The following is a 22,187-nucleotide window of genomic DNA, read 5'->3' as shown; positions in this document are numbered from 1 at the left end:
CCGAATGTCAATTGACAACCTGACATTTACTGACAATTATGTCAGAAACCTGAGGAGGCACCTATGGCCCATATGCTGACCGTGAACGGAACGTCCCACACGCTGGACCTGCCCGATGACATGCCGCTGCTGTGGGTTCTGCGCGACGCGCTGAACCTGACCGGCACGAAATACGGCTGCGGCGTCGCGGCCTGCGGCGCCTGCACGGTGCATCTGGACGGGGTAGCGGTGCGGTCGTGCCAGACCCCGCTTGCCGATGCCGCGGGGTCGCAGGTGACCACCATCGAGGGGTTGGGCAATCCGGCGGCGCTGCATGCCGTGCAGGCCGCCTGGATCGAGCATCAGGTGGCGCAATGCGGCTACTGCCAGTCGGGGCAGATCATGCAGGCGGCATCGCTGCTGGCAGAGAACCCCGACCCCACCGACACCGACATCGACGACGCCCTGAACGGCAACCTGTGCCGCTGCGGCACCTATCCCCGCATCCGCGCCGCCGTGCGCACCGCCGCCACCACGCTGAAAGGGGCCTGAGATGAGCCGTCTGGGAACCATCGCGCGCCGCACCTTCCTGATCGGGTCCGCCGCCATCGCGGGGGGTGTGGCCTTTGGCGTCTGGCAGTACCGCAAGCCCTATCCCAACCCGCTGCAAGGTGGCGAGGGGGCGGCGCTGACGCCCTATGTCGCCATCGACGCAACCGGCGTGACGATCATCGCACCGCGCGCCGAGATGGGGCAGGGCATCCATTCCACCCTTGCGGCCCTGGTGGCCGAGGAACTGGACCTGCCGTGGGATCAGGTGCGGGTCGCGCATGGCCCCGCCTCTGCCGCCTATTACAACGCGGCGCTGCTGGAGGAGGGCGTGCCGTTCTCTCCCACCGACGAAAGCTGGATGGCCGAGACCGCGCGCGGCTTCATGCATGTGCCGGCCAAGTTCCTGGGGCTGCAACTGACGGGCGGTTCGACCTCGATTCCGGACGGATACGAAAAGATGCGCGCGGCGGGGGCGGTGGCGCGTGCGGCACTGGTCGCGGCCGCGTCGCGCCGTTCGGGCGTGCCCGCGACGCAGTTGCGCACCGAGGGCGGCGCCGTGGTGCTGCCCGATGGCACCCGGCTGCCCTATGTCGCGCTTGCGGCCGAGGCAGCCGGCGTCGATCTGCCGCCGGTGCCGCCGCTGAAACCCCGGGCGGAGTGGGCGCTGCTTGGCCGGTCGCTGCCGCGCACCGACATGGCGGCGAAATGCACCGGAACGGCCGGGTTCTCGGCCGATGTCCGGCTGCCCGACATGGTCTTTGCCACCGTGCGCGCGAACCCGCATCTGGGGTCGGGCGTGCAATCCTTCGACGCGGCCGAGGCGCTGAAGGTGCCGGGCGTGCTGTCGGTCGAGACGGTGCCGAACGGGCTGGCGGTGGTTGCCACGAACACCTGGGCCGCCTTCCGGGGGGCCGAGGTGCTGGCGGTGCAATGGGCGCCCGCCGCCTATCCCGCATCCTCGGACGAGATCGAGGCGATGATCGCGGCCAGCTTCACCGAAGACCTGCGCGACAGCCGGCTGCGTGACGACGGCGATGTCGAGGCCGCGCTTGCCGCCGGTGCGACGCTGCAGGCCGACTATGCCGTGCCCTTCCTGGCCCATGCCACGATGGAGCCGATGGCGGCGGCGGCCTGGCTGCACGACGGGCGTCTGGAGGTCTGGGCGGGGAACCAGTTGCCGACCCATATCCTGAAGATCGGGGCCGAGATCACCGGTCTGCCAAGGGATGCGGTCGAGGTGCATACCCCGTTCCTGGGCGGCGGATTCGGCCGACGGGCGGAGCTGGATTTCGTGACGCAGGCGATCACGCTGGCAAGGACGCTTGCGCCAAGGCCCGTGCTGCTGACCTGGAGCCGGGAAGAGGATACCACCCATGACGTCTATCGCCCCGCCGCCGCCGCCCGCGTCACCGCGCGGCTGGAGGCAGGGCGGATCGCCGCGCTTGACCTGGGCCTTGCCGCCCCTTCGGTGGCGGCAAGCCAGATGGGCCGGCTGGGGTTTCCGGTGGCCGGGCCGGATGCGACCATCGTGCAGGGGGCGTGGGAATCGCCCTATGCCCCGGCCGCGTTCCGCGTGACCGGCTATCGCGCGGCAGAGACGGTGCCGCTGGGGTTCTGGCGTTCGGTGGGGGCGTCGCAGAACGGGTTCTTCCTGGAAAGCGCGATCGACGAACTGGCCCATGCGGCGGGTGCCGATCCGCTGGCCTTCCGGCTGGATCACCTGACGCATGCGCCGTCGCGTGCGGTGCTTGAGGCCGTGGCCGAGATGTCGGGCTGGGGCAGCCCCTTGCCGCAGGGCCGGGCGCGCGGGGTCGCGTTCTGCCTGTCCTTCGGCGTGCCGGTGGCCGAGGTGATCGAGGTGGCCGACGCGGACGGTGCGCTGCGTCTGACCGGTGCCTGGGCGGCGGCGGACGTGGGCCTGGCGCTCGATCCGCGCAACATCGAGGCGCAGGTATCGGGTGCCATGATCTATGGCCTGTCGGCCGCGATGACCGGCCGCATCAGCTTTGCCGAGGGCCGGGTCGAGCAGACGAACTTCCCCGATTTCGATCCGCTGCGCCTGGCGCAATGCCCGCCGATCTCGGTCAGGATCCTGGAATCCGGGGGCAAGATCCGGGGCATCGGCGAACCGGGCACGCCCCCGGCGGCACCCGCGCTGGCCAACGCGATCTTCGCGCTGACCGGCGTGCGGCACCGCCGGCTGCCGCTGGCCGATGCGGTGCGCTTTGCCTGAGCGGGCGACGACCGGCTTTTCCCGCGCCGTCCGACCGGCTAGCGTGCCGCCATGCTGCGGATCACCGACACCCTTGCCCTGGCCGACTGGGAACTGACCGAGACCTTCACGCGGTCGCAGGGGCCGGGCGGGCAGAATGTGAACAAGGTGGAAACCGCCGTCGAACTGCGGTTCGAGGCGGAACGCTCGCCGCACCTGTCGGGTCCGGTGAAGGCGCGGCTGAAGCGGCTGGCCGGGCGGCGGTGGACGGATGAGGGGGCGATCCTGATCCGGGCCGAGGAAACCCGCAGCCAGGCCCGCAACCGCGAGATCGCCCGGGAACGGCTGGTCGAGATGATCCGTGCCGCCCTGGTGGCACCCAAGCGCCGGATCGCCACCAAGCCGACCTATGGCAGCCAGCAGCGCAGGCTTGCCGGAAAGGCGATCCGGGGGCAGGTCAAGGCGCTGCGCGGGATCGCGCCGGGAGAGGACGAATGACCGAGACAGCCGCCGAACGGCGTGCGCTGCTGATGGGGCCGAACGTGCCGACCTTCTACCGCACGCCGCTGCATGTCGTTCGGGCCGAGGGGGTATGGCTGTGGGATGCGGCGGGGCGGCGCTATCTGGACTGCTACAACAATGTGCCGCATGTCGGCCATTGCCACCCCAGGGTGGTGCAGGCGATCGCGGGCCAAGCGGCCGTGCTGAACACCCACACCCGCTATCATCATGATCTTGTGCTGGATTACATCGAGCGGCTGACCGGGCGCATGGGTCACGGCCTGAGCCAGGCGATCATGTGCTGCACCGGGTCCGAGGCCAATGACGTGGCGCTGCGGATGGCGCAGGCGATGACCGGACGGACCGGCATCGTGGCGACCGACAACACCTATCATGGCAATACCGCCGCAGTGTCGGCCCTGTCGTCGCGCCGCCCGCCGATCGGGGGCTATCCGCCCCATGTGCGGCTGATCCCGGCGCCGGATTCGCTGCGGGCGCCCGACCCGGACGGGCGGATCTTTGCTGCCCATCTTTCCCGCGCAATCAACGAGTTGCAGGATGCGGGCTTCGGCTTTTCCGGGCTGATCCTGTGCCCGGTCTTTGCCAATGAGGGGCTGCCGGCCGTGGCGCCGGGGTTCCTGGATGCGGCGGTCGCGGCCGTCCGGGCGGCGGGCGGGCTGGTCATCGCCGACGAGGTGCAGCCGGGCTTCGGGCGGGTGGGCAGCCGTTTCTGGGGGCATGACCTGCTGGGATTTGCACCCGATGTCGTGACGGTGGGCAAGCCCATGGCGAACGGACATCCGGTGGCGGCGGTGATTGCGCGGCCTGCGGTGATGGCCGCGTTCCGGGGGGCGTTCGGGTATTTCAACACCTTCGGGGGCAACCCGGTTTCGGCGGCGGCCTGCCTGGCCGTGCTGGATGTGATCGAGGAAGAAGGGTTGCAGGACAACGCCTTGCGCGTTTCGGCCCATGTGATGGAGCGGATGCGGGCGCTGCGCCATCCGTGGCTGGCCGAGGTGCGCGGGGCCGGGATGTTCTTTGGCGCAGAATTCGTCAGCGATGCCGACAACCGCCCCGCCACCGGCTTTGCCGAGGATGTGGTCGAGGCGATGCTGGCGCGGGGCTTTGTGATGAACCGCATCGGGCGGGCGGGCAACACGTTGAAGATACGGCCACCTTTGCCGTTCGGGATCGACCATGCCGACAGCCTGATGGACGCGCTGCAGGAGGTTCTGGACGCCACGCCGGTGCGGCCGTGACCGAGGCGGAGGAGGCCGCCGCTGCCTGGGGCGCGGTGACCGGGCGGCTGCTGGTAGAGCGCGAGAATGCGGTGTGGCAGGTGCGGCTGCCCGGGGGTGTGCCCGCCGCGCTGCGGCTGCATCGCCCCGGATACCAGTCGGAGGGCGCGATCCGTTCCGAGCTGTGGTGGTGTGGTGCGCTGGCGGCCCAAGGGGTTGCGGTGCCTGCGCCGGTCCCGACCCTGTCGGGCGGGGTGCTGCACCGGTTGGCAGGAGGACGGCTGGCCAGTGTGGTGGGCTGGATCGAGGGGGCGGCGATCGGTGCCTCGGGCGTGCCGCTGCCCGGATCGGAGGCCGACCAGCGGCGGCTGCATCGTGACCTGGGGCGGTTGCTGGCGCGGGTGCATGCGGTGACGGACAGGCTGGAACTGCCGGAGTGGTTTCGCCGACCATCATGGGATTTCAACGGCTTGCTGGGTGAGGCGCCGTTCTGGGGGCGGTTCTGGGAACATCCGGCGCTGGCGCCTGACGAGGCCAGGGTCCTGCGCCGGGCCCGCGACTGGCTGGCGGCGCGGATCGGTGAGCATGCGGCACGCGAACCGCTGCGGCCGATCCATGCGGATGTGCTGCGCGAGAACGTTCTGGCCGGGCCGGGCGGCCTGTCGATCATAGATTTCGACGACAGCGGAATGGGTTACCGGCTTTATGACCTGGGCACGGCGCTGTCGCAGTGCCTGTACGAACCGGCCTATCCGGCCATCCGGGCCGCGCTGATGGAGGGCTACGGAACCGATGACGGCGCGATGGTGAATGCCTTCACGGTGATGCGGTGCTGCGCCTCGGTGGGGTGGACGATGCCGCGCCTGCCCCCCGACAGCCCGATCCACCGCAGCCATATCGCGCGGGCGGTGATGGCGGCCGAGCGGTTCGGGGCGGCGGGGCGCACGCTGCCTTAACCATCGACTTTTCAGGGGTCTGGACAGGGGAGGCGGGGCCAGCGCGCGCCGGTTTCGCGTATGGCCCGCGTCTGGCATCCGTCGGTACAGCGGAATTCCGCCGGTGCCGGGCGGCGGCGTTAACCGAGGTCTGCGAATCATGTCGCGGGACGGGCGTGGCGGCCCGTCGCACCGCCGGATGCGGCCCGGCCACGGGCCGGCCGATCCCCTGCCCGGGCACGGGCCGGGCGCGCGGGCGTTGCCTGCAATTCGACACATTCCGCCACCGCGAATTCACCCGCGCTTAACGCTGCCGGGGCAGCCTGCGCGGGCCCATGCCACGCAGAAACGCTGGCTTTTTCCCGATCACTTCCGACCCGCACCGAGGGGCCGGGCCGTCTGCGGCCTGCGGCGCGGCGACCAACAAGGTTGCGCCATAACTGACCGCGACGTTTGCGCCATCCCTGATCTCCACGGTTGTGCCATGCCCGATACGTCTTTCCAGAGTGATGCCCAGGACGCCCAGAATCCGCTACCGGAGGAGGGCGACGGGCCTGTGCTGATGTCGGTGTCGGGGCCTGTCGCACCCCTGCCCGGCGAGACACCGTTCTGGTTCCTGCTGGACCCCGCGCAGGGCGGCGCGGGCATCCTGGGGGCGTGGCAGCTGGCGCTGGGGCAGGGCGTGCGCGTCGGCCTGCTGGATACCGGCATCAACACGGCGCATTCCGATTTCGTGCCGGGGCAGACCGCCACCGCCGCGACCGGCCTGCTGACCGATCCGCACGGGACGCGGGTGGCCGGACTGGTCGCCGGGCGGCTGGACAATGCGATCGGCGGCCTTGGCGTCGCGACCGGCGCGCAGGTGGTTTCGGAACGCATGGATTTCTCGGTGCAGCCGTCGGTCTCGGTCATGGCGGCGGCGCTGGGGCGGCAGGCGCTGTTCGACGTGTCGAACAACAGCTGGGGATGGTCGCGCGCCTTCGCCGACAACTTCCGGTCGGCCGCCTACCAGCCGGTTGCCAACGCCATCCTCGACGGCGCGCAGGACGGGCGCGGGGGCCTGGGCACGGTGTGGGTGTTCGCGGGCGGCAACGGCCGGATGACCAAGACCGGCGTCAACCACGGCGATGATTCCAACTTTCACAACCTGACGAACGCCCGCCAGACCATCGCGGTCGGTGCCACCGACGCGACCGGCAAGGTGGCGAGCTTTTCCAGCCCCGGGGCCAACCTGCTGCTGGTGGCGCCCGGGCAGGGCCTGGCGACCACCGACGGCCTGACGGCCGATGCGACGGGCCGTGCCTGGGCCACGGGCACGTCGTTCTCGGCGCCGCTGGTCACCGGCACCGTGGCGCTGATGCTGGAGGTTGCGCCGCACCTTGGCTATCGGGACGTGCAGGAAATCCTGGCGATCACCGCGCGGCCCATCGCGACCTCGCCCGGCACGGCCAATGCCGGGCAGGCGGTGAACGGCGGGGGGATGGTGTTCAGCCGCGATGCCGGGTTCGGGCTGCTGGATGCCGAGGCGGCGGTGCGGCTGGCCAGCCACCACGCGGGCGGCGGGACGGCGGCGACCGAGGCGAGCCTTGCCGTGACGATGCAGGGCACCGGGGCCGTGCCGGACCCGCTGGAACACCGGCTGACCGCCACCGTGGCCGCCCCTGCCGGGGGTCTGCGCCTGGAATGGGTGGAACTGAGCCTGACGCTGACCGATGCGGCGCTGAAGACACTGTCGGTCACCCTGATCTCGCCCTCCGGGACATCGGTGGTGATCGCGCCGAACATGTCGATCGTGGGCAGCACCACGCGGCTGGACTTTACCTTTACCAGTGCGGCGACCTGGGGCGAGGACATCGCGGGGGACTGGACCGTGGTGCTGGCGCATCCGGCGGGAACCGGGGCGATCACCGTCGAGGCGGCCGAACTGCGGCTGCACGGCGATGCGGGGGGCGATGACGGGATCCGCTATTTCACCGACGCCTGGGCGGCGCTGGCGGGCGCCGACGCGTCGCGGGGCGTCATCGCGCATGAGGCGGACGGGCCGGGCACGCTGAACTTTGCGGCGGCGCGGGGCGCGGTCGTGGTGGACCTGATGACCGGGACGGGATCGCTGGACGGCGCGGGGTTTGCGCTGGGCAGCGCCTTTGGCCGGGTGATCGGCGGGGCGGGCGACGACGGCCTGCGCGGCGGACGCGGCGGCGACGTGCTGAAGGGCGATGCCGGCGCGGACACGATCGAGGGCATGGCGGGCCACGACCTGATCGAGGGCGGCGCGGGCGACGACTGGCTTTACGGCGGGAATGGCCTCGACACGCTGCTGGGCGGTGCGGGCGACGACCGGCTCTGGGGCGGCGGCGGGAACGACGTGCTGTCGGGCGGCGACGGCGACGACCGGCTGAACGGTGGCGACGGCGACGACCGGCTGATCGGCGGCGCGGGACGCGACATCCTGACCGGCGGCGCGGGGGCGGATGTGTTCGTGTTCCGCCCGGGCGATGCGCCGCCCGACGGGATGCGCGACCGGATCACCGATTTCGACGCCGGGGACCGCATCCTGTTCGAGGGATTCGACGCGCCATTGCGTTTCATCGGCATGTCGCAATTCTCGGGTCAGGCCGGAGAGTTGCGCTTTGTCACCAAGCAGCAGCGGCTGCTGCTGGACATTGATGGCGACGGCCAGGCCGATATGCAGATCGACATGCCGGGATTCGTTCCGGCCGACGATGCCTTCCTGATGTGGTGATCCATTTTGCCGGGCAGGCGGAATGGGGCGACCGTCGAGAATCAGCGTCAGGCGGGCCGCGCAACCTGTGCAATTGTTGCATGCGCGGAAACATAACCACAGGTTGATAAACCTGAATTTCGCGTGCGATCAAGCTGCTCCGTACTTCGTGGCTGGCCGAATTCTTGTCAAAATCAGTGTCAAATTCCGACAAACTGCTTCCATCGTGAATACGCGCTGTTATCGTCCTGCGCAGGGTGGGTGAGGTCAGGCGAGCCGGTTGAATCCGGTTTTTTGCCAATGAACATAGTATGTTCGATGACTGGATCATTCCCGCCGGATCAAGGGAGTTTTCCAGATGGCCGATGTAATCCTCACAGTCGATGCAAGCGCGGTAGAGGGTGGTTTGACCTTCAACACCATTGCCGCTGCCCTTGCGGCCGCCGGAACCACCTATTCCGGAGATGCCGAGGTCGATATCCAGATTGTTTCCGGAACCTACACCGAGAATCTGGCGATCACGCGGGGCGGCATCCGGCTGCTGGGCGCGAACGAGGGCGTCGCGCATGACGGCCCGCGGGGCGCCGAGACGGTGATCGAGGGCCGGATCGACGTGCAGGCGGATGGCACGGTGATCGACGGCATCTCGGTGCTGAACGGCGGCAACATCCTGGGCCAGAACGCCGGCATCTATGTCCGGGCCGAGAACGTGAGCATCGCGAATTCGGTGTTCGAGCGTGACGCCGGTCCGAGCAACTTCCGCGCGATCATTACCGAGATCAATGACGGTGCGGGCCTGTCGGTGACGGGATCGAGCTTTACCGGCTGGGCCACCGGCATCTATTTCAATCCCGGCGCCACGGGCGTCAGCGTGACCGGCAACAGCTTTGACGGCAACAATGTCGGCATGTCGCTGGACTATCCGGTTTCCGGAGACGTGAGCGGCAATGACTTTGCGAACTCGGCCCTCGAGCATATCGGGGTGGGGGCTTCGGGGCTGGACGTGAACGTCGGCGACACCGTCGGCGCCAACAGCTTCGACAGCAGCGCCGATCCGGTGACGATCTACGGCGCGACCCCGGGTCAGGCGATCACCGGCACGGTGAATGCCGACGTGCTGAACGGCACCGCCGGAAACGATACGTTCGTGATCGACCTGACCGATACGGTCAACGGCGCGGGCGGCACCGATACCGTGGTTCTGGACGGTGCCACGACGGCGCAGCAGGTTGCCGACGCGGTCGAGGCGGGCGACCTGGTGCTGAACAGCGTCGAACTCATCCAGATCGGAGACACGGTCGGCGCGCGCGTGTTTGTCGTGCTGGAGGGCATGTCGATCCAGGCGGCGGTCAACGCCGCGGCGGCGGGAGAGACGATCCAGTTGGGCGTGGGCACGTTCACCGAAGTGGTCGACCTTGTTGGCACCACGGGTCTGACCTTTCTTGGCGCGCAGGCGGGCGTTTCGGCCGGTGTCGGCGGCACCCGTGACATCTCGAGCGAGGACGACGAGTCGATCATTGTCGGCGGGTTCACCTTCGGGGGCAGTTCGGCGCAGGTGACCGGCCTGACCCTTGACGGACTGCGCATCGAGGGCGGAAACGGCCTTTCCAACATCCGGATCAACGGCGCGCTGACGATCCAGAACACGATCATCGAGTCGACGCAGACCTACGCGATCCAGACCGTCGGGATCTTGACGAACCTGCATAGCATCACTGTGACGGACAGCACGATCGTGGCGCCGCGCGGCGTGCATATCCAGAACGGCAACATCACGGCCGCGACTATCGAGGGCAATGTCTTCAATGCGTTGTCGGGTCAGGGTGTCTTGATCGCCGCCGGTGCCGGTGCGAACGTGTCCTATGTCACCATCGACGGCAACGAGTTCAATGGCCTGCGTGGCATCCAGACCGTCGGCGGGGGTGCCACGATCACCGACAACAGTTTTTCCAACACCGAGTATGGCCTGCGTTTGTGGGAGACGGCTGTCGGCGGCACGGTGAGCGAAAACACCTTCAACGGTCCTGGCGCAGGTATACTTCTGGCGCCCGGGCACGGGCCGCACGGCGCGGCCGGTGCCGGATTTGCCAGCGTGACGATCGAGGACAACGAACTGACGGGTGCCGTCACCCTGTTCAACGAGACCGGCGTCGATGCGCTGCTGGAAGTCAACACCATCAATGGCGTCCCGTTCCTGTCCGGCACGCTCGTGCTGGCAGGCGGCGGGCCGATCTTTGCCCCCATCACAGGGACCCCGGGCAACGACAACCTTGTCGGCACGGCAAACGATGACACGTTCATCGCTGATGCAGGCAACGACACCATCGACGGACTGGGCGGCGACGACACGCTGGACATGACGGCGGCGGGCGCCGGCGGATCGCTGGTGGACCTTGAGACCGGCAATGCGTTTTCGACCGCGACGGGCATCGATTCGCTGACCAGCATCGAGAACGTGCGCGGGTCGGCGGGCAATGACGCGCTTTTCGGCAGTACGGACGACAACACGTTCATCGCCTCGGGCGGCAGCGATGTGATCGACGGGCGCGAGGGGTCGGACACATTCGATGCCTCGGCCGCCGCGGGCGCGGTGCAGGCGAACCTTGATACCGGCGCCGTGACGGGGGCCTTCACGGCCGCGCTGACCGCGATCGAGAACGTCAAGACCGGCGGCGGCGCCGATCTGGTGACCGGCTCGGATGCCGACAACCGGATCGAGACCGGCGAGGGTGACGACACCATCATCGCCAGCGCCGGCCAGGACACGATCGACGCGGGCGCGGGGATGGATGTGGTGGTCTTTGCCGGTGCACGGGACAGCTACACGATCACCTGGGATGGCACGACGGCCGTGGTGACAGACACGCTGACGGGCGACGTGACCGAGGTCACGGATGCCGGGCGTCTGGTGTTCGACCTGACGAGCGTCTACCTGGTGGCGACCACCTCGGACGAATATGCCACGATCCAGTCGGCCGTCGACGCTGCCGGTGGCGGCGACGAGATCATCGTCCATGCGGGCACCTATGTTGAGCAGGTGGTCATCGACGGTCTGGACAACCTGACGGTCCGGGGCACCGGCGGGACGGTGACGGTGCGCGCGCCGGCGGATGTGGAGGAAACCGCGCGGTCGTCGTCGGACCGCGAGATGCATTCGGTCATCACGGTTCTGGACGCCAGCAACGTGGTCCTGCGCGACATGACCGTGGATGGCGACGGGCGTGGCAACACGGTCAGCGAGGGCGGCGGCGCCGGGCAGGCGCAGTTCACGGGCGTGTACTTCCGCGACGCCTCGGGCGGACTGGACGAGGTGAACATCACCGGGGTGCGCGATCCCTATGCGGGCGGCACCACAGACGACGGCTTTGACGTTGTCAGCGGCGTCCAGCGTGGCGTGGCGCTGCAGGTCGACAACAGCAACCTGCTGACCTTCTTCATGCATGGCGGCACGATCGACGATTTCCAGAAGAACGCGACCGTGTTCAGCCGTGCCGACCTGGATATCGACGGGGTGACGGTGATCGGCGGCGGTGCGCAGACGATCAACGCGCAGAACGGCTTCCAGGTGCTGAACTCGACCGGCACGATCGCCAACAGCACGCTTTCGGCCATCGGCTATGCCGGGCCGGCGCTGGCCTATTCGTCGATGATCCTGGGCTATGGCAACACCGACCTGGACATCACCGGCAACACGCTGACCGGCACGAACGGCACGACCACGGTGGCCAAGGTGGTGGGCATCTACATCCTGGACTTCGGCACGCCGAACAGCGGCGGGTCGATCACCGGCAACACGGTCAGCCATGCCGACATCGGCATCGCGGTCTATGGCGAGCTTGCGCCGGACAGCATCGCGGTCAGCGGCAATACCGTGACCGACGTGGACGTGACCGATCCCTTCGCGGCGGGCGTGAGCTTTGCGCCGGATTACGGGCCGGTTCCGCATTCGGTGGTCGGGTCCGCAAGCGGCGACTATCTGGAAGGCGGCAGCGGTGATGACAGCCTGAGCGGCGAGGGCGGCGACGACGTGATCGTCGGTGGCGAGGGTGCCGACAGCATGTCGGGTGGCGATGGCGACGACCAGTTCGAGATCTACGATCTTGGCCATCATGTCGGCGACAGCATCGACGGCGGCGACGGGTTCGACACGATCCTGTTCACCGACGTCGGGACGCTGGTGCTGGAATCGACGGTGACCGATGTCGAAGCGGTTGTCGTCACCAGCAGCAGCGGCGCGGGCGTCGATGCCTCGGCGATCGGCAACGCGCTGGAAATCCATGGTGGCGTCGGAAACGACAGCCTGCTCGGCACGGCGCATGATGACGTGATCGACGGCGGCGAGGGTGACGACACCCTGGATGGCGGCGGCGGCAACGACACTGTCGACGGCGGCGACGGGCTGGATACCGTGGTCTTTGCCGGTGCGCGGGGTGACTACACTGTCGTGTGGGATGGCACCACCGCCATCGTCACGCATGACACGTCGGGCGACGTGACCGAGGTGACGAATGCCGGGCGGCTGGATTTCACCGACCGGGACGTGCTGCTGGTTGCGGCGGGAACCGAGTTCGGCACCATCCAGGCCGGGATCGCGGCATCGCAGACCGGGGACGAGGTGCTGGTGGCCGAAGGCAGCTACACCGAGAACCTGGACCTGGGCGCCCGGGCGATCACGCTGACCGGTGCGGGCGCCGGGATCAGCCTGGCGGGCTGGATCAGCGTCGCCGACGACATGGACACCGACGACCTGCTGCGCTTTGCCAACATCGCCATCGATGCGACGGGGTTCCAGTACGGCATCCGCATCGTCAACTCGGCGACGGATGTGCCGGGCGTGAACGGCGGGTTCATCGAGCTTGACGGGGTGTCGATCTCGAACGCGCGGGCGAACGGCCTGTTCTACATGCACCCGGCGAACGGCTCGAATCCGATCAACCCGAACACGGTCGGCAACATCTCGATCGTCGACTCGGACTTCTCGACCAACGGCGAGTTCTATTCGGGCGCGCGCGGGCATGGCCATGTGAACCTGTTCGGGTTCAACGGAAACCTGACCGTGGATGGCGTGACGATGGCCAGCACGGCCACCGACCAGGGGGATGCGACCTTCCGTGGCGGCTCGGTCAATACCAATGGCGCGCCGGTGAATGCCGACAAGGCGTTTTCGGTCACGGGCATCCGCGTCGGCACGCCCGGCGTGGGCGGCTATGCGGACGCAGGCGCGCTGGTCCTGAACGACGTGACGGTGACGGGGCGCTACAGCAGCGATGCCGTGTCGTTCTACACCATCGGCAGCTTCCTGGGCGGGATGACGATCAGCGATCTGGACATCAACGCCTACGCGCCCTGGGCACTGGTCAACTTCGACGGAGTCAGCGGGCCCATCGACCTGTCCTCGGGCTTTGTCGGGGTGAACAGCTCGGCCGGCGAGATTGTCGAGCTGCAGGGGCTGGCGACCGACGACGCGATCACCGGTTCGGACGGCAACGACCTGATCTATGGCCGTGGCGGAGCCGATGACCTGAAGGGTGGCGACGGCAATGACGTGTTCGTCTACACCTCGGGCGCCGAGTTCGCGGCGGGCGAGAGCGTGGATGGCGGCGGCGACACCGATACGGTGTTCTTCCAGTCGATTGTGGCGGATACCCTGACGCTGTCGGCCGATGTCACGAATGTCGAGCAGGTGGCGCTGGGCACGGCGACGATCAACTACGGCGGCCTGATCGGCGTGGTGAACCACGACAACGTGGCGATGAACCTTGACCTGTCGGCGGTGGACAACGGGCTGACCGTTGTCGGCAACGCGGCCGCGAACACCATCATCGGCACCGCGCATGCCGACGACATCTCGGGCGGTGGCGGCAACGACACCATCGCGGGCGGCGGCGGCAACGACAGCATCGACGGCGGTGCGGGTGTTGACACGGTCAGCTTCGCGGGTGACCGGGTCGACTATACCGTGACCTGGGACGGCACCACCGCGATCGTCACGCATATCGCGTCTGGCGATGTCACCGAGGTGACGAATGCCGGGCGGCTGGACTTTGGCGATCTGGATGTGTTCCTGGTGGACGACGGGTCGACCGACTATGCCACCATCGGCGCGGCACTGGGCGACGCGGTGGACGGCGACGAGATCATGGTGGGGGCCGGCAGCTATGCCGAGAACCTGACCGTGAGCGCGGCGGTCACCATCATCGGTGCCAATGCGGGCCTTGCGGGCACGGACCCCGGCCGCGTGGCGGAGTCGGTGATCGACGGCACGATGGTGATCAACGCCGCCGGTCCCGTGACGCTGGACGGGATGATGTTCCTGCATGACGTGCCGACCTCACCGGCGCGGGGCGAAGTGAACGTGCTCTACATCACCACGGGCGGTGGCCACGTGATCACCAACACCGTGTTCCAGAGCGCGGTGCAGGGGGCCTCGACCGGCGGTAGCTGGGACAAGGCGATCTACACGACGGTTCTGACGACCGGATCGCTGACGATCACCAACAACCTGATCACCGGGGTCGGCAACTTCGTCAACGGGGTCAATCTGCTGCCTGAGGCGGCCTGGGGCCGCGGCATCTGGTCGAACGTCAACGGCGCGACACTGCTGATCGACGGCAACACCTTCGACGAGACCCGGTCCGCCATCAACCAGGAAGGCTGGAACGACAGCACCACCACGATCAGCAACAACACCTTCGTCAACTCGGGTTCCGGCATCTCGCTGGGCGTTCCGGCGGCGGGGGCGATCACCGGGATCACCGACAACACGTTCACCAACGTCGGCACCGACTTCAACCTGCAGAACCTGACCGGAGCCGTCACCTTCGACGCGCAGGCCACGGGCAACAGCGCGACCGACGTGCTGGCGATCCTGGGCGGCGCGGGTGGCGACGCCATCACGGGGACCGACGGCGCGGACATCATCGCAGCGCGCAACGGCGATGACACGGTGACCGGCGGCGAGGGCAACGACACGGTCGATGGCGGCGGCAACAACGACACCTTCGTGGTGTCGGGGAACGTGTCCGACTACACCTGGACGGGCGCCCCGGCGCTTCTGGTGCTGACCGACGGCGCGGGGACCGACGGGGAGGATACGCTCGCCAACGTCGAGTTCATCCAGTTCGCCGACATCACCCTGTCCACCACGGCGCTGTTCGCCGACATCAAGCTTTACGATGTCGACGGCAACCTGCTGGGCGGGTTCGCCACCCTGCAGGAGGCGATCGACGCTGCAACGGGCGGGATCGGCGAATACATCGAGATCGCGGCGGGCACCTTTGACGGCGATGTCATCGTCAACAAGGCGCTGGACATCTTCGGTGCGCAGGCGGGCGTCGCAGCGGATGACGGCGCGCGCGGCACCGGCGAGACGGTGATCGGCGGCCGCGTGCAGGTGACGGTGGATGGTGCGACGCTCGACGGCGTCACGCTCAGCAAGCCCTCGACCTCGGTCGACACCGGGACCGGCACGAACTTCACCGGCTGGGGCGGCAACAACCTGACGCTGGCGGCCGGTTCGACGGTGACCAACAGCATCATCGAGGCCTATGGGGCGCATGGCGGTTTCGCCTTCGGGTCGGGCTTTGTCCGGCTGGAGGGCGATGGCGCGGCCTTCACCGGCAACCTGCTGGTTGCAGGATCCGGTTACAGCGCGGCGGCAGACGGGCGCGGGGTGTCGGGCATCTGGGTGAACGGCGCGGCGGGCGACGCGATCAGCGTCACCGGCAACTGGGTGCAGGTGTCCACCGGCGGTGCCGACGGCATCTTCGTGATGGGTGGCGATGCCACGGTGACCGGCAACGCGATCTCGGGCACCCATGCGGGTTTCGTGGCCTGGGGCGCCTACGGGCCGCTGGTCTTTACCGACAACACGATCACCGGCGTCACCGCCGACACCATCCGCATCCTGGGCAGCAGTCTGAACCCGACCGTCGTGGTCGAGGACAATACTGTCCCGGGCACCGTTCCGATGCCGTTCACCGTCACCGGTGACACGACGCTGGAGGGGGGTGACGGCGACGACATCCTGACGATGGGAACCGGCAGCGGCACCTTCGATGCCGGGGACGGCACCGATACCGTCGCCTTCCTGCAGGCCACCGAGGCCGACCTTGCGGCGGGAACGGCGACCGGCGGCGGATCGCTGTCGTTCACCTCGGTCGAGAACCTCAGCGGGTCGTCGCAGGATGACAACCTGCGTGGCGATGGCGGGTCGAACCTGCTGCAGGGTGGCGACGGCAACGACACGCTGGCGGGACGTGGCGGCGACGACACGATGAACGGCGGGTCGGGCAGCGATACGGCCGACTTCAGCGAAAGCAATGCCGCGGTCTTTGCCAACCTGGGCCTCGGCGTCGCATTCGGCAGCGACATCGGCAACAACGTGCTGATCTCGGTCGAGAACCTCGTTGGCGGGGCGGGCAACGATGCGCTTGTCGGTGCCAACGGCGGCCACATCCTGGACGGCGGTGCCGGAAATGACACCCTGACCGGCGGCACCGGCAACGACACGCTGATCGGCGGTTCGGGCAACAATGCTCTGTTCGGCGGCGCGGGCACCGACACGGGCATCTTCGACCTTGACTGGGCGATGTATGCCATCTCGGAATCGGGCGGGGTCTATACGCTCAGCGACGGCACCCACACGACAACGGCGACCAGTGTCGAGAACTTCGTGTTCAACGACGTGACGCTGGCCGCGGCCGACCTGCTGAACGTGGCGCCGGACGATATCCTGTTCGACGACGATACGCCGTCGGTGGACGAGAACGCGGATGGTGCCGACATCACCCGGCTGGGCGCGACCGACCCGAACGCGGCCGATACGGTGACGCTGACCGTTGACGACCCGCGCTTCGAGATCGTCGCAGCGGCCGGTCCGGGCCTGCCCTGGATGCTGCGGCTTGTGGCGGGCGAGACGCTCGACCACGAGACGGAGCCGACCGTGCAGGTGACCATCACCGCCACCGATGCGGGCGGGCTGACGCGCGAGGAGGTGCTGACGATCACTGTCAACGACCAGAACGATCCCCCCGGCGGCGGCATCGGCCTGGCGGTCTGGACGCCCGACACGGTCGAGGCGGGCGCCCGCGGCGCGCGGCTCTTCCCCGAGGCGGGCATCATCGACCCCGATGGCGATGACCTGTCCTACACCCTGCTGACGGGGCCGGAGGCGGGCAGGCTGCTCCTGAACGGTGTCGAGGTCATGGTGGACGACATCCTGACCCAGGCGCAGTTCGAGGCGATGGTCTACGAGACGACCGAAGCCTCGGGCAGCTACACCGCCAACTTCGAGGTGTCCGATGGCGATTTCGGCGTGCCGCTGACGGTGTCGCTGAACGTGCAGGCGGGGATCTCGGCGATCTACGAGGGCACGAGTTCCGCCGACATCATCGACGGGGCCTCCGGCAGCGACACGATCTTCGGCCGGCAGGGCGCCGATGAGCTCTACGGCGGAAGCGGCGCTGACCGCCTGCTCGGCGGCGGTGGGGTGGATACGCTCTATGGCGGCAGCGGCAACGACCGCCTGTTCGGCGGTGCCGCCATCGACGTGCTCTATGGGGGGGACGGCAACGACTTCCTCGATGGGGGGACCGGCAGGGATTCGCTCTACGGCGGTTCCGGTGCCGATACCTTCATCCTGAAGGTGACGCCCGGCACGTTCGACAACGTGCCGCGGCTGCATGTCATGGACTTCGAGCAGGGCATCGACAAGATCGACCTGTCCGCCTTCGATCTGACCTTCATCGGCTCGGCGGGCTTCGCCGCGAGCGGCCTGGGGCAGGTGCAGTATTCGGCAACGCAGGACTGGCTGTCGATCGACTTCGACGGCGACCGCGCGGTCGATTACCGCATCCAGCTCTACTCCGGCGTGACGATCACCGAGGACGACCTGATCCTCTGACCGGCCCTGCCGGGCGGCGCCTGCCGCCCGGCGACTTTCGCCCATCCCCGCAGACCCGGCCTGCGGGGATGGGCCTATCCTCCCTCCGCCCGCTCATCCGTTGAATTTGTTGTTTCTTGGGAAGCCTCTTGGTGCCATTTTTCCTGGTGTTGCGCGTTTTGCGGTCCATTCCCGGAGGTTTGTTTCGGTTCTGGATCGTCCTGCGGGGTCTTTCCAATTGAGGCCGCTGTCGAGGGTGAGGGTGGTGGCGTCGGCGAGGCCGCCGTCCTTGTACTTCTGGAGCCGGACGCCCTTTCCGCGGGCCATTTCGGGGAGGTCGGCGAGGGGGAAGACGAGCATCTTGCGGTTTTCGCCGATGACGGCGACATGGTCGCCGGCGACGCGGCGGCAGAGGGCGAGGCGGGCGCCGGGGGCGAGGGTGACCACGGCCTTTCCGGCGCGGGTCTGGGCCAGCACCTCGTCGGCGGGCACCACGAAGCCGTCGCCGGCGTCGGAGGCGACGAGCAGCCGCTCGCCGGGGCGGTGGATCAGCATCTCGACGATCTCGGCCTCGTTCGGCAGGTCGACCATCAGGCGCAGCGGCTCGCCCATGCCGCGCCCGCCGGGCAGGCTGCCGGCGCCCAGCGTGTAGAACCGCCCGTTCGAGCCGGCCACCAGGATGCGGTCGGTGGTCTCGGCATGGAAGACGAAGCGCGGCCCGTCGCCATCCTTGAACTTCAGCTCGAGGTCGAGCGGCTGGTGCCCCTTCATCGCCCGCACCCAGCCCATGCGCGAGCAGATCACGGTGACCGGCTCGCGCTCGATCAGCGCCTCGGGCGCGACCTCGGGCGTCCCGCCCGCCTCGGCCAGGGTGGTGCGCCGCGCGCCGCCCGGGGCGCTGCGGCCGAAGCGCGCCTGGGTCCCGGCCAGTTCCCCGGCGATGCGCGCCCATTGCTGCGCCGGGTCGGCGACGAGCGCGGCCAGCCCCGCGCGTTCGGCCCGCAGCGCGTCGCGCTCGGCCAGCAGCTCCATCTCCTCCAGCCGCCGCAGCGCGCGCAGCCGCATGTTCAGGATCGCCTCGACCTGGACCTCGCCCAGCTCGCCCGGCCCCGGCCCCGGGCTGCGGTAATCGGCCTCCGAGGTGGCGCGGCGATGCCTCCGCCCCCAGGTCTCGCGCATCAGCGCGGCCTTCGGATCGGCGTCGTAGCGGATGATGTCGATCACCCGGTCGAGGTTCAGGTAGGTGACCAGCAGGCCCGCGAGGATCTCCATCCGGTGGTCGATCCGCTCCAGCCGGTGGCGGCTGCGGCGCAGGAGCACCGCGCGGCGGTGGTCGAGGAAGGCGCGCAGCACCTCCTTCAGCGAACAGACCTTCGGCACCCGCCCGTCGATCAGCACGTTCATGTTCAGGCTGAAGCGGATCTCGAGGTCCGAGCTGCGCCACAGCAGCCCCATCAGCATCTCGGGGTCCACCGTGCGGGCGCGCGGCTCCAGCACGATGCGCAGGTCCTCGGCGCTCTCGTCGCGCACATCGGCCAGCAGCGGCACCTTCCGCGTCACGATCAGCTCGGCCAGCCGCTCGATCAGCCGCGACTTCGCCACCTGGTAGGGGATCTCGGTGATCACGACCTGCCAGGCACCGCGCCCCAGATCCTCGACATGCCAGCGGGCGCGCAGCCGGAACGCGCCGCGGCCCGTGCGATAGGCCTCGCGGATGCTCTCGGGCGGTTCCACCAGCACCCCGCCGGTGGGGAAATCGGGGCCGGGCACCAGGTCGGCCAGGGCGTCGTCGGCGATCTCCGGATCGCGGATCAGCGCCAGGCAGGCATCGACCAGCTCGTGCAGGTTGTGCGGCGGGATGTTGGTGGCCATGCCCACCGCGATGCCCGACGCGCCGTTGGCCAGCAGGTTCGGAAAGGCCCCGGGCATGACCACGGGTTCCTCCAGCGTGCCGTCGTAGTTCGGCCGGAAGTCCACCGCATCCTCGGCCAGCCCCTCCATCAGGGTCTCGGCGATCGCGGTCAGGCGGGCCTCGGTGTAGCGGCTGGCCGCCGGGTTGTCGCCGTCGATGTTGCCAAAGTTGCCCTGCCCGTCGACCAGCGGGTAGCGCAGGTTGAAGTCCTGCGCCAGCCGCGCCATCGCGTCATAGATCGCGGCATCGCCATGCGGATGGTAGTTGCCCATCACGTCGCCCGAGATCTTGGCCGACTTGCGGAACCCGCCCGCGGGCGACAGGCGCAGCTCGCGCATCGCATGGAGGATGCGGCGGTGCACCGGCTTCAGCCCGTCGCGGGCATCGGGCAGCGCGCGGTGCATGATCGTGGACAGCGCATAGGTCAGATAGCGCTCGCCGATGGCGCGGCGCAGCGGTTCGGCCAGGTCCGCGGGCGCGGCCCCGGACCTGTCGGGCCCGGGCGTGTCGGGCCCGGGCGTGTCGGGCGGGGGGCTGTCGGGCCCGGGAGTGTCAGGCGGGGGGCTGTCGGGCGGGGCGGGCATGGCGGTGGTGTAAGGCGCGGGCGCGGACCGGTCCAGTGCGGATTGCGCGCCGCGGGCCCGGACCCCGCACCGCGGGCCCCGCGGCACGGTCCGGGGTCCGCTTCGGGAGGCCGTTCCGGGGCGGCCACCCGGCGGCGCGCCCCGGGGGGCGCACGGCGGGCATTCGGGGGTCCGCTCGGGGCATGCTCGGGGGGGGCCGTCGCAGCCTGCCGCTTTTTTGGCCCGCCGCGCCGCGAAAGCATGGTAAACGAACGGAAATCGTCCGGAATCGGTTGCCGCCCATGGTCAGACTGCTCAGCCTTCTCGCCGCCGCGATGTTCCTGGTCCTGCTGATCGGGGGCCGCGACCACGGCCAGGCGCGCTTCGGCCTGGCCGGGCATTACGCCCCCGAGGCCTATGCCGACCTGCCCCCCGCACGCCCCGCCCCCGCCGCCGTCCCCGCAGCCCGCGCCCCCGAACCGGCGCCCGGCCGCCTCGCCGCAAGCCTCACCCCCGCAAGCTTCACCCCCGCCACACCGCCCGCCGCCACACCCCCGGCAGCCGCACCCGCCGCCACCGCGCCCACCGCCGACCCCCTCCCCCTCCGCTACGTCTCCGCAAACGCCGTCAACGTCCGCCAGGGACCCTCCACCACCGAACCCGTCATCGGACGCCTCACACGAAACGAGGCCGTAACCGTCGTCGAAAACCCCGAAAACGGATGGGTCCTCATCAAGATCGAAGGCGACGGAATCCAGGGATACGTCGCTGAAAGACTCCTCTCAAAGCCACAGCCGTGAGACTTACATTCCGGAACACGGCGATCTAGGTGTACCCCGGCAACCAGCCGGGCCGAACCATGACACAGCGTACCCTTCTGATCACCGGATGTTCCTCTGGCATCGGCCTTGATGCGGCGCGCGGGATGGCGGCGCGCGGCTGGCGCGTCTATGCCACCTGCCGGGCCGAGGCCGATTGCGAGAGGCTGCGGGCCGAGGGTCTGGAGAGTTTCCGGCTGGACTATGCCGACCCCGGCAGCATCGCCGCCGCGATGGCCGAGGTGGCGGCGCGCGGCGGCCGGCTGGACGCGCTGTTCAACAACGGCGCCTTTGCCTGCCCCGGCGCGGTGGAGGACCTGCCCACCGACGCCCTGCGCGCGATCTTCGAGACCAATCTCTTCGGCTGGCACGACCTGACACGGCGGGCCATCGCGGTGATGCGGGCGCAGGGGGGCGGCCGGATCGTGCAGTGTTCCTCGGTCCTGGGCTTCGTGGCGCTGAAATGGCGGGGCGCCTATGTGGCGACCAAGCACGCGCTCGAGGGGCTGACCGACGTGATGCGCCTGGAAATGGCGGGCACGGGCATCGAGGTGATCCTGATCGAGCCCGGCCCGATCGCCACGAAGATCCGCGAGAACGCGATCCCGCATTTCGAACGCTGGATCGACTGGCGCGGCTCGGCCCGATCGGCGGAATACGCCAGCCTTCTGGACCGGCTCTACAAGCCCGCGCTGAAGAAGGACCGGTTCGAACTGCCGCCCGCCGCCGTGACCGCGAAACTGGTCCATGCGCTCGAATCCGCGCGGCCGCGCGCGCGCTACTACGTGACCACGCCCACGTACCTGATGGGCGCGCTGCGCCGCCTGTTGCCGACCCGCGCGCTCGACTGGGTGGCGCGACAAGGCTGACCC

General features: G+C 68.9%; 10 protein-coding genes. 9 read left to right on the top strand and 1 reads right to left on the bottom strand.

Features of this window, described 5'->3' with window-relative positions; translation table 11 throughout:
* The first annotated feature begins 63 nt into the window (after window positions 1-63).
* The 7 genes from KF887_19630 (at window position 64) to KF887_19600 (ending at window position 18,043) form a co-directional block, all read left to right on the top strand.
* Window positions 64-531 (top strand): (2Fe-2S)-binding protein, encoded by a 468-nt coding sequence (locus KF887_19630; protein ID QYK41536.1) that lies wholly within the window; start codon window positions 64-66, stop codon window positions 529-531.
* A gap of 1 nt (window position 532) precedes the next feature.
* The gene (locus KF887_19625) at window positions 533-2,764 is read left to right on the top strand and encodes a xanthine dehydrogenase family protein molybdopterin-binding subunit (GenBank protein ID QYK41535.1); all 2,232 of its coding nucleotides are present in this window, start codon (window positions 533-535) and stop codon (window positions 2,762-2,764) included.
* A gap of 51 nt (window positions 2,765-2,815) precedes the next feature.
* Window positions 2,816-3,241, top strand: coding sequence for an aminoacyl-tRNA hydrolase (gene arfB, locus KF887_19620; protein QYK41534.1), 426 nt, complete (start codon window positions 2,816-2,818; stop codon window positions 3,239-3,241).
* On the top strand, window positions 3,238-4,503 hold the full coding sequence (locus KF887_19615; protein ID QYK41533.1) for an aspartate aminotransferase family protein: 1,266 nt from the start codon (window positions 3,238-3,240) through the stop codon (window positions 4,501-4,503). The genes arfB and KF887_19615 overlap by 4 nt, the downstream gene beginning before the upstream one ends.
* Window positions 4,500-5,438, top strand: coding sequence for a phosphotransferase (locus KF887_19610; GenBank protein QYK41532.1), 939 nt, complete (start codon window positions 4,500-4,502; stop codon window positions 5,436-5,438). Before KF887_19615 ends, KF887_19610 begins: the two co-directional genes overlap by 4 nt.
* Before the next feature lie 463 nt (window positions 5,439-5,901).
* Window positions 5,902-8,160 carry a S8 family serine peptidase gene (locus KF887_19605; GenBank protein QYK41531.1) on the top strand — a complete coding sequence of 753 codons (2,259 nt, stop codon included), beginning with the start codon at window positions 5,902-5,904 and terminating at the stop codon, window positions 8,158-8,160.
* A 337-nt stretch (window positions 8,161-8,497) separates the two neighbouring features.
* Complete coding sequence (locus KF887_19600) at window positions 8,498-18,043, top strand: hypothetical protein (protein ID QYK41530.1); 9,546 nt, start codon at window positions 8,498-8,500, stop codon at window positions 18,041-18,043.
* Window positions 18,044-18,136: 93 nt separating this feature from the next.
* Here the strand turns inward: KF887_19600 and KF887_19595 are convergent, their stop codons facing one another.
* Window positions 18,137-20,518, bottom strand: a complete 2,382-nt coding sequence (locus KF887_19595) for a DNA topoisomerase IV subunit A (protein ID QYK41529.1) — start codon at window positions 20,516-20,518, stop codon at window positions 18,137-18,139.
* Window positions 20,519-20,799: 281 nt separating this feature from the next.
* Here KF887_19595 and KF887_19590 point away from each other — a divergent pair, with 281 nt between their 5' ends.
* Together KF887_19590 and KF887_19585 are read left to right on the top strand one after the other, a co-directional pair.
* Window positions 20,800-21,297: an SH3 domain-containing protein gene (locus tag KF887_19590; GenBank protein ID QYK41528.1), complete on the top strand. Its 498-nt coding sequence runs from the start codon at window positions 20,800-20,802 to the stop codon at window positions 21,295-21,297.
* Window positions 21,298-21,356: 59 nt separating this feature from the next.
* Window positions 21,357-22,184, top strand: coding sequence for an SDR family NAD(P)-dependent oxidoreductase (locus KF887_19585; protein ID QYK41527.1), 828 nt, complete (start codon window positions 21,357-21,359; stop codon window positions 22,182-22,184).
* Window positions 22,185-22,187: the final 3 nt, after the last annotated feature.

The organism is Paracoccaceae bacterium (assembly GCA_019454225.1).
In the GTDB taxonomy this organism is placed as follows: Bacteria; Pseudomonadota; Alphaproteobacteria; order Rhodobacterales; family Rhodobacteraceae.
This window is presented reverse-complemented; position numbering and strand designations above follow the sequence as displayed.

What these genes read in the sequence shown, in the direction of transcription:
- KF887_19630 (QYK41536.1), top strand. Translation starts at nt 64, where the DNA reads ATGGCCCATATGCTGACCGTGAACGGAACGTCCCACACGCTGGACCTG.
- KF887_19625 (QYK41535.1), top strand. Translation starts at nt 533, where the DNA reads ATGAGCCGTCTGGGAACCATCGCGCGCCGCACCTTCCTGATCGGGTCC.
- arfB (QYK41534.1), top strand. Translation starts at nt 2,816, where the DNA reads ATGCTGCGGATCACCGACACCCTTGCCCTGGCCGACTGGGAACTGACC.
- KF887_19615 (QYK41533.1), top strand. Translation starts at nt 3,238, where the DNA reads ATGACCGAGACAGCCGCCGAACGGCGTGCGCTGCTGATGGGGCCGAAC.
- KF887_19605 (QYK41531.1), top strand. Translation starts at nt 5,902, where the DNA reads ATGCCCGATACGTCTTTCCAGAGTGATGCCCAGGACGCCCAGAATCCG.
- KF887_19600 (QYK41530.1), top strand. Translation starts at nt 8,498, where the DNA reads ATGGCCGATGTAATCCTCACAGTCGATGCAAGCGCGGTAGAGGGTGGT.
- KF887_19595 (QYK41529.1), bottom strand. Translation starts at nt 20,518, where the DNA reads ATGCCCGCCCCGCCCGACAGCCCCCCGCCTGACACTCCCGGGCCCGAC.
- KF887_19590 (QYK41528.1), top strand. Translation starts at nt 20,800, where the DNA reads ATGGTCAGACTGCTCAGCCTTCTCGCCGCCGCGATGTTCCTGGTCCTG.
- KF887_19585 (QYK41527.1), top strand. Translation starts at nt 21,357, where the DNA reads ATGACACAGCGTACCCTTCTGATCACCGGATGTTCCTCTGGCATCGGC.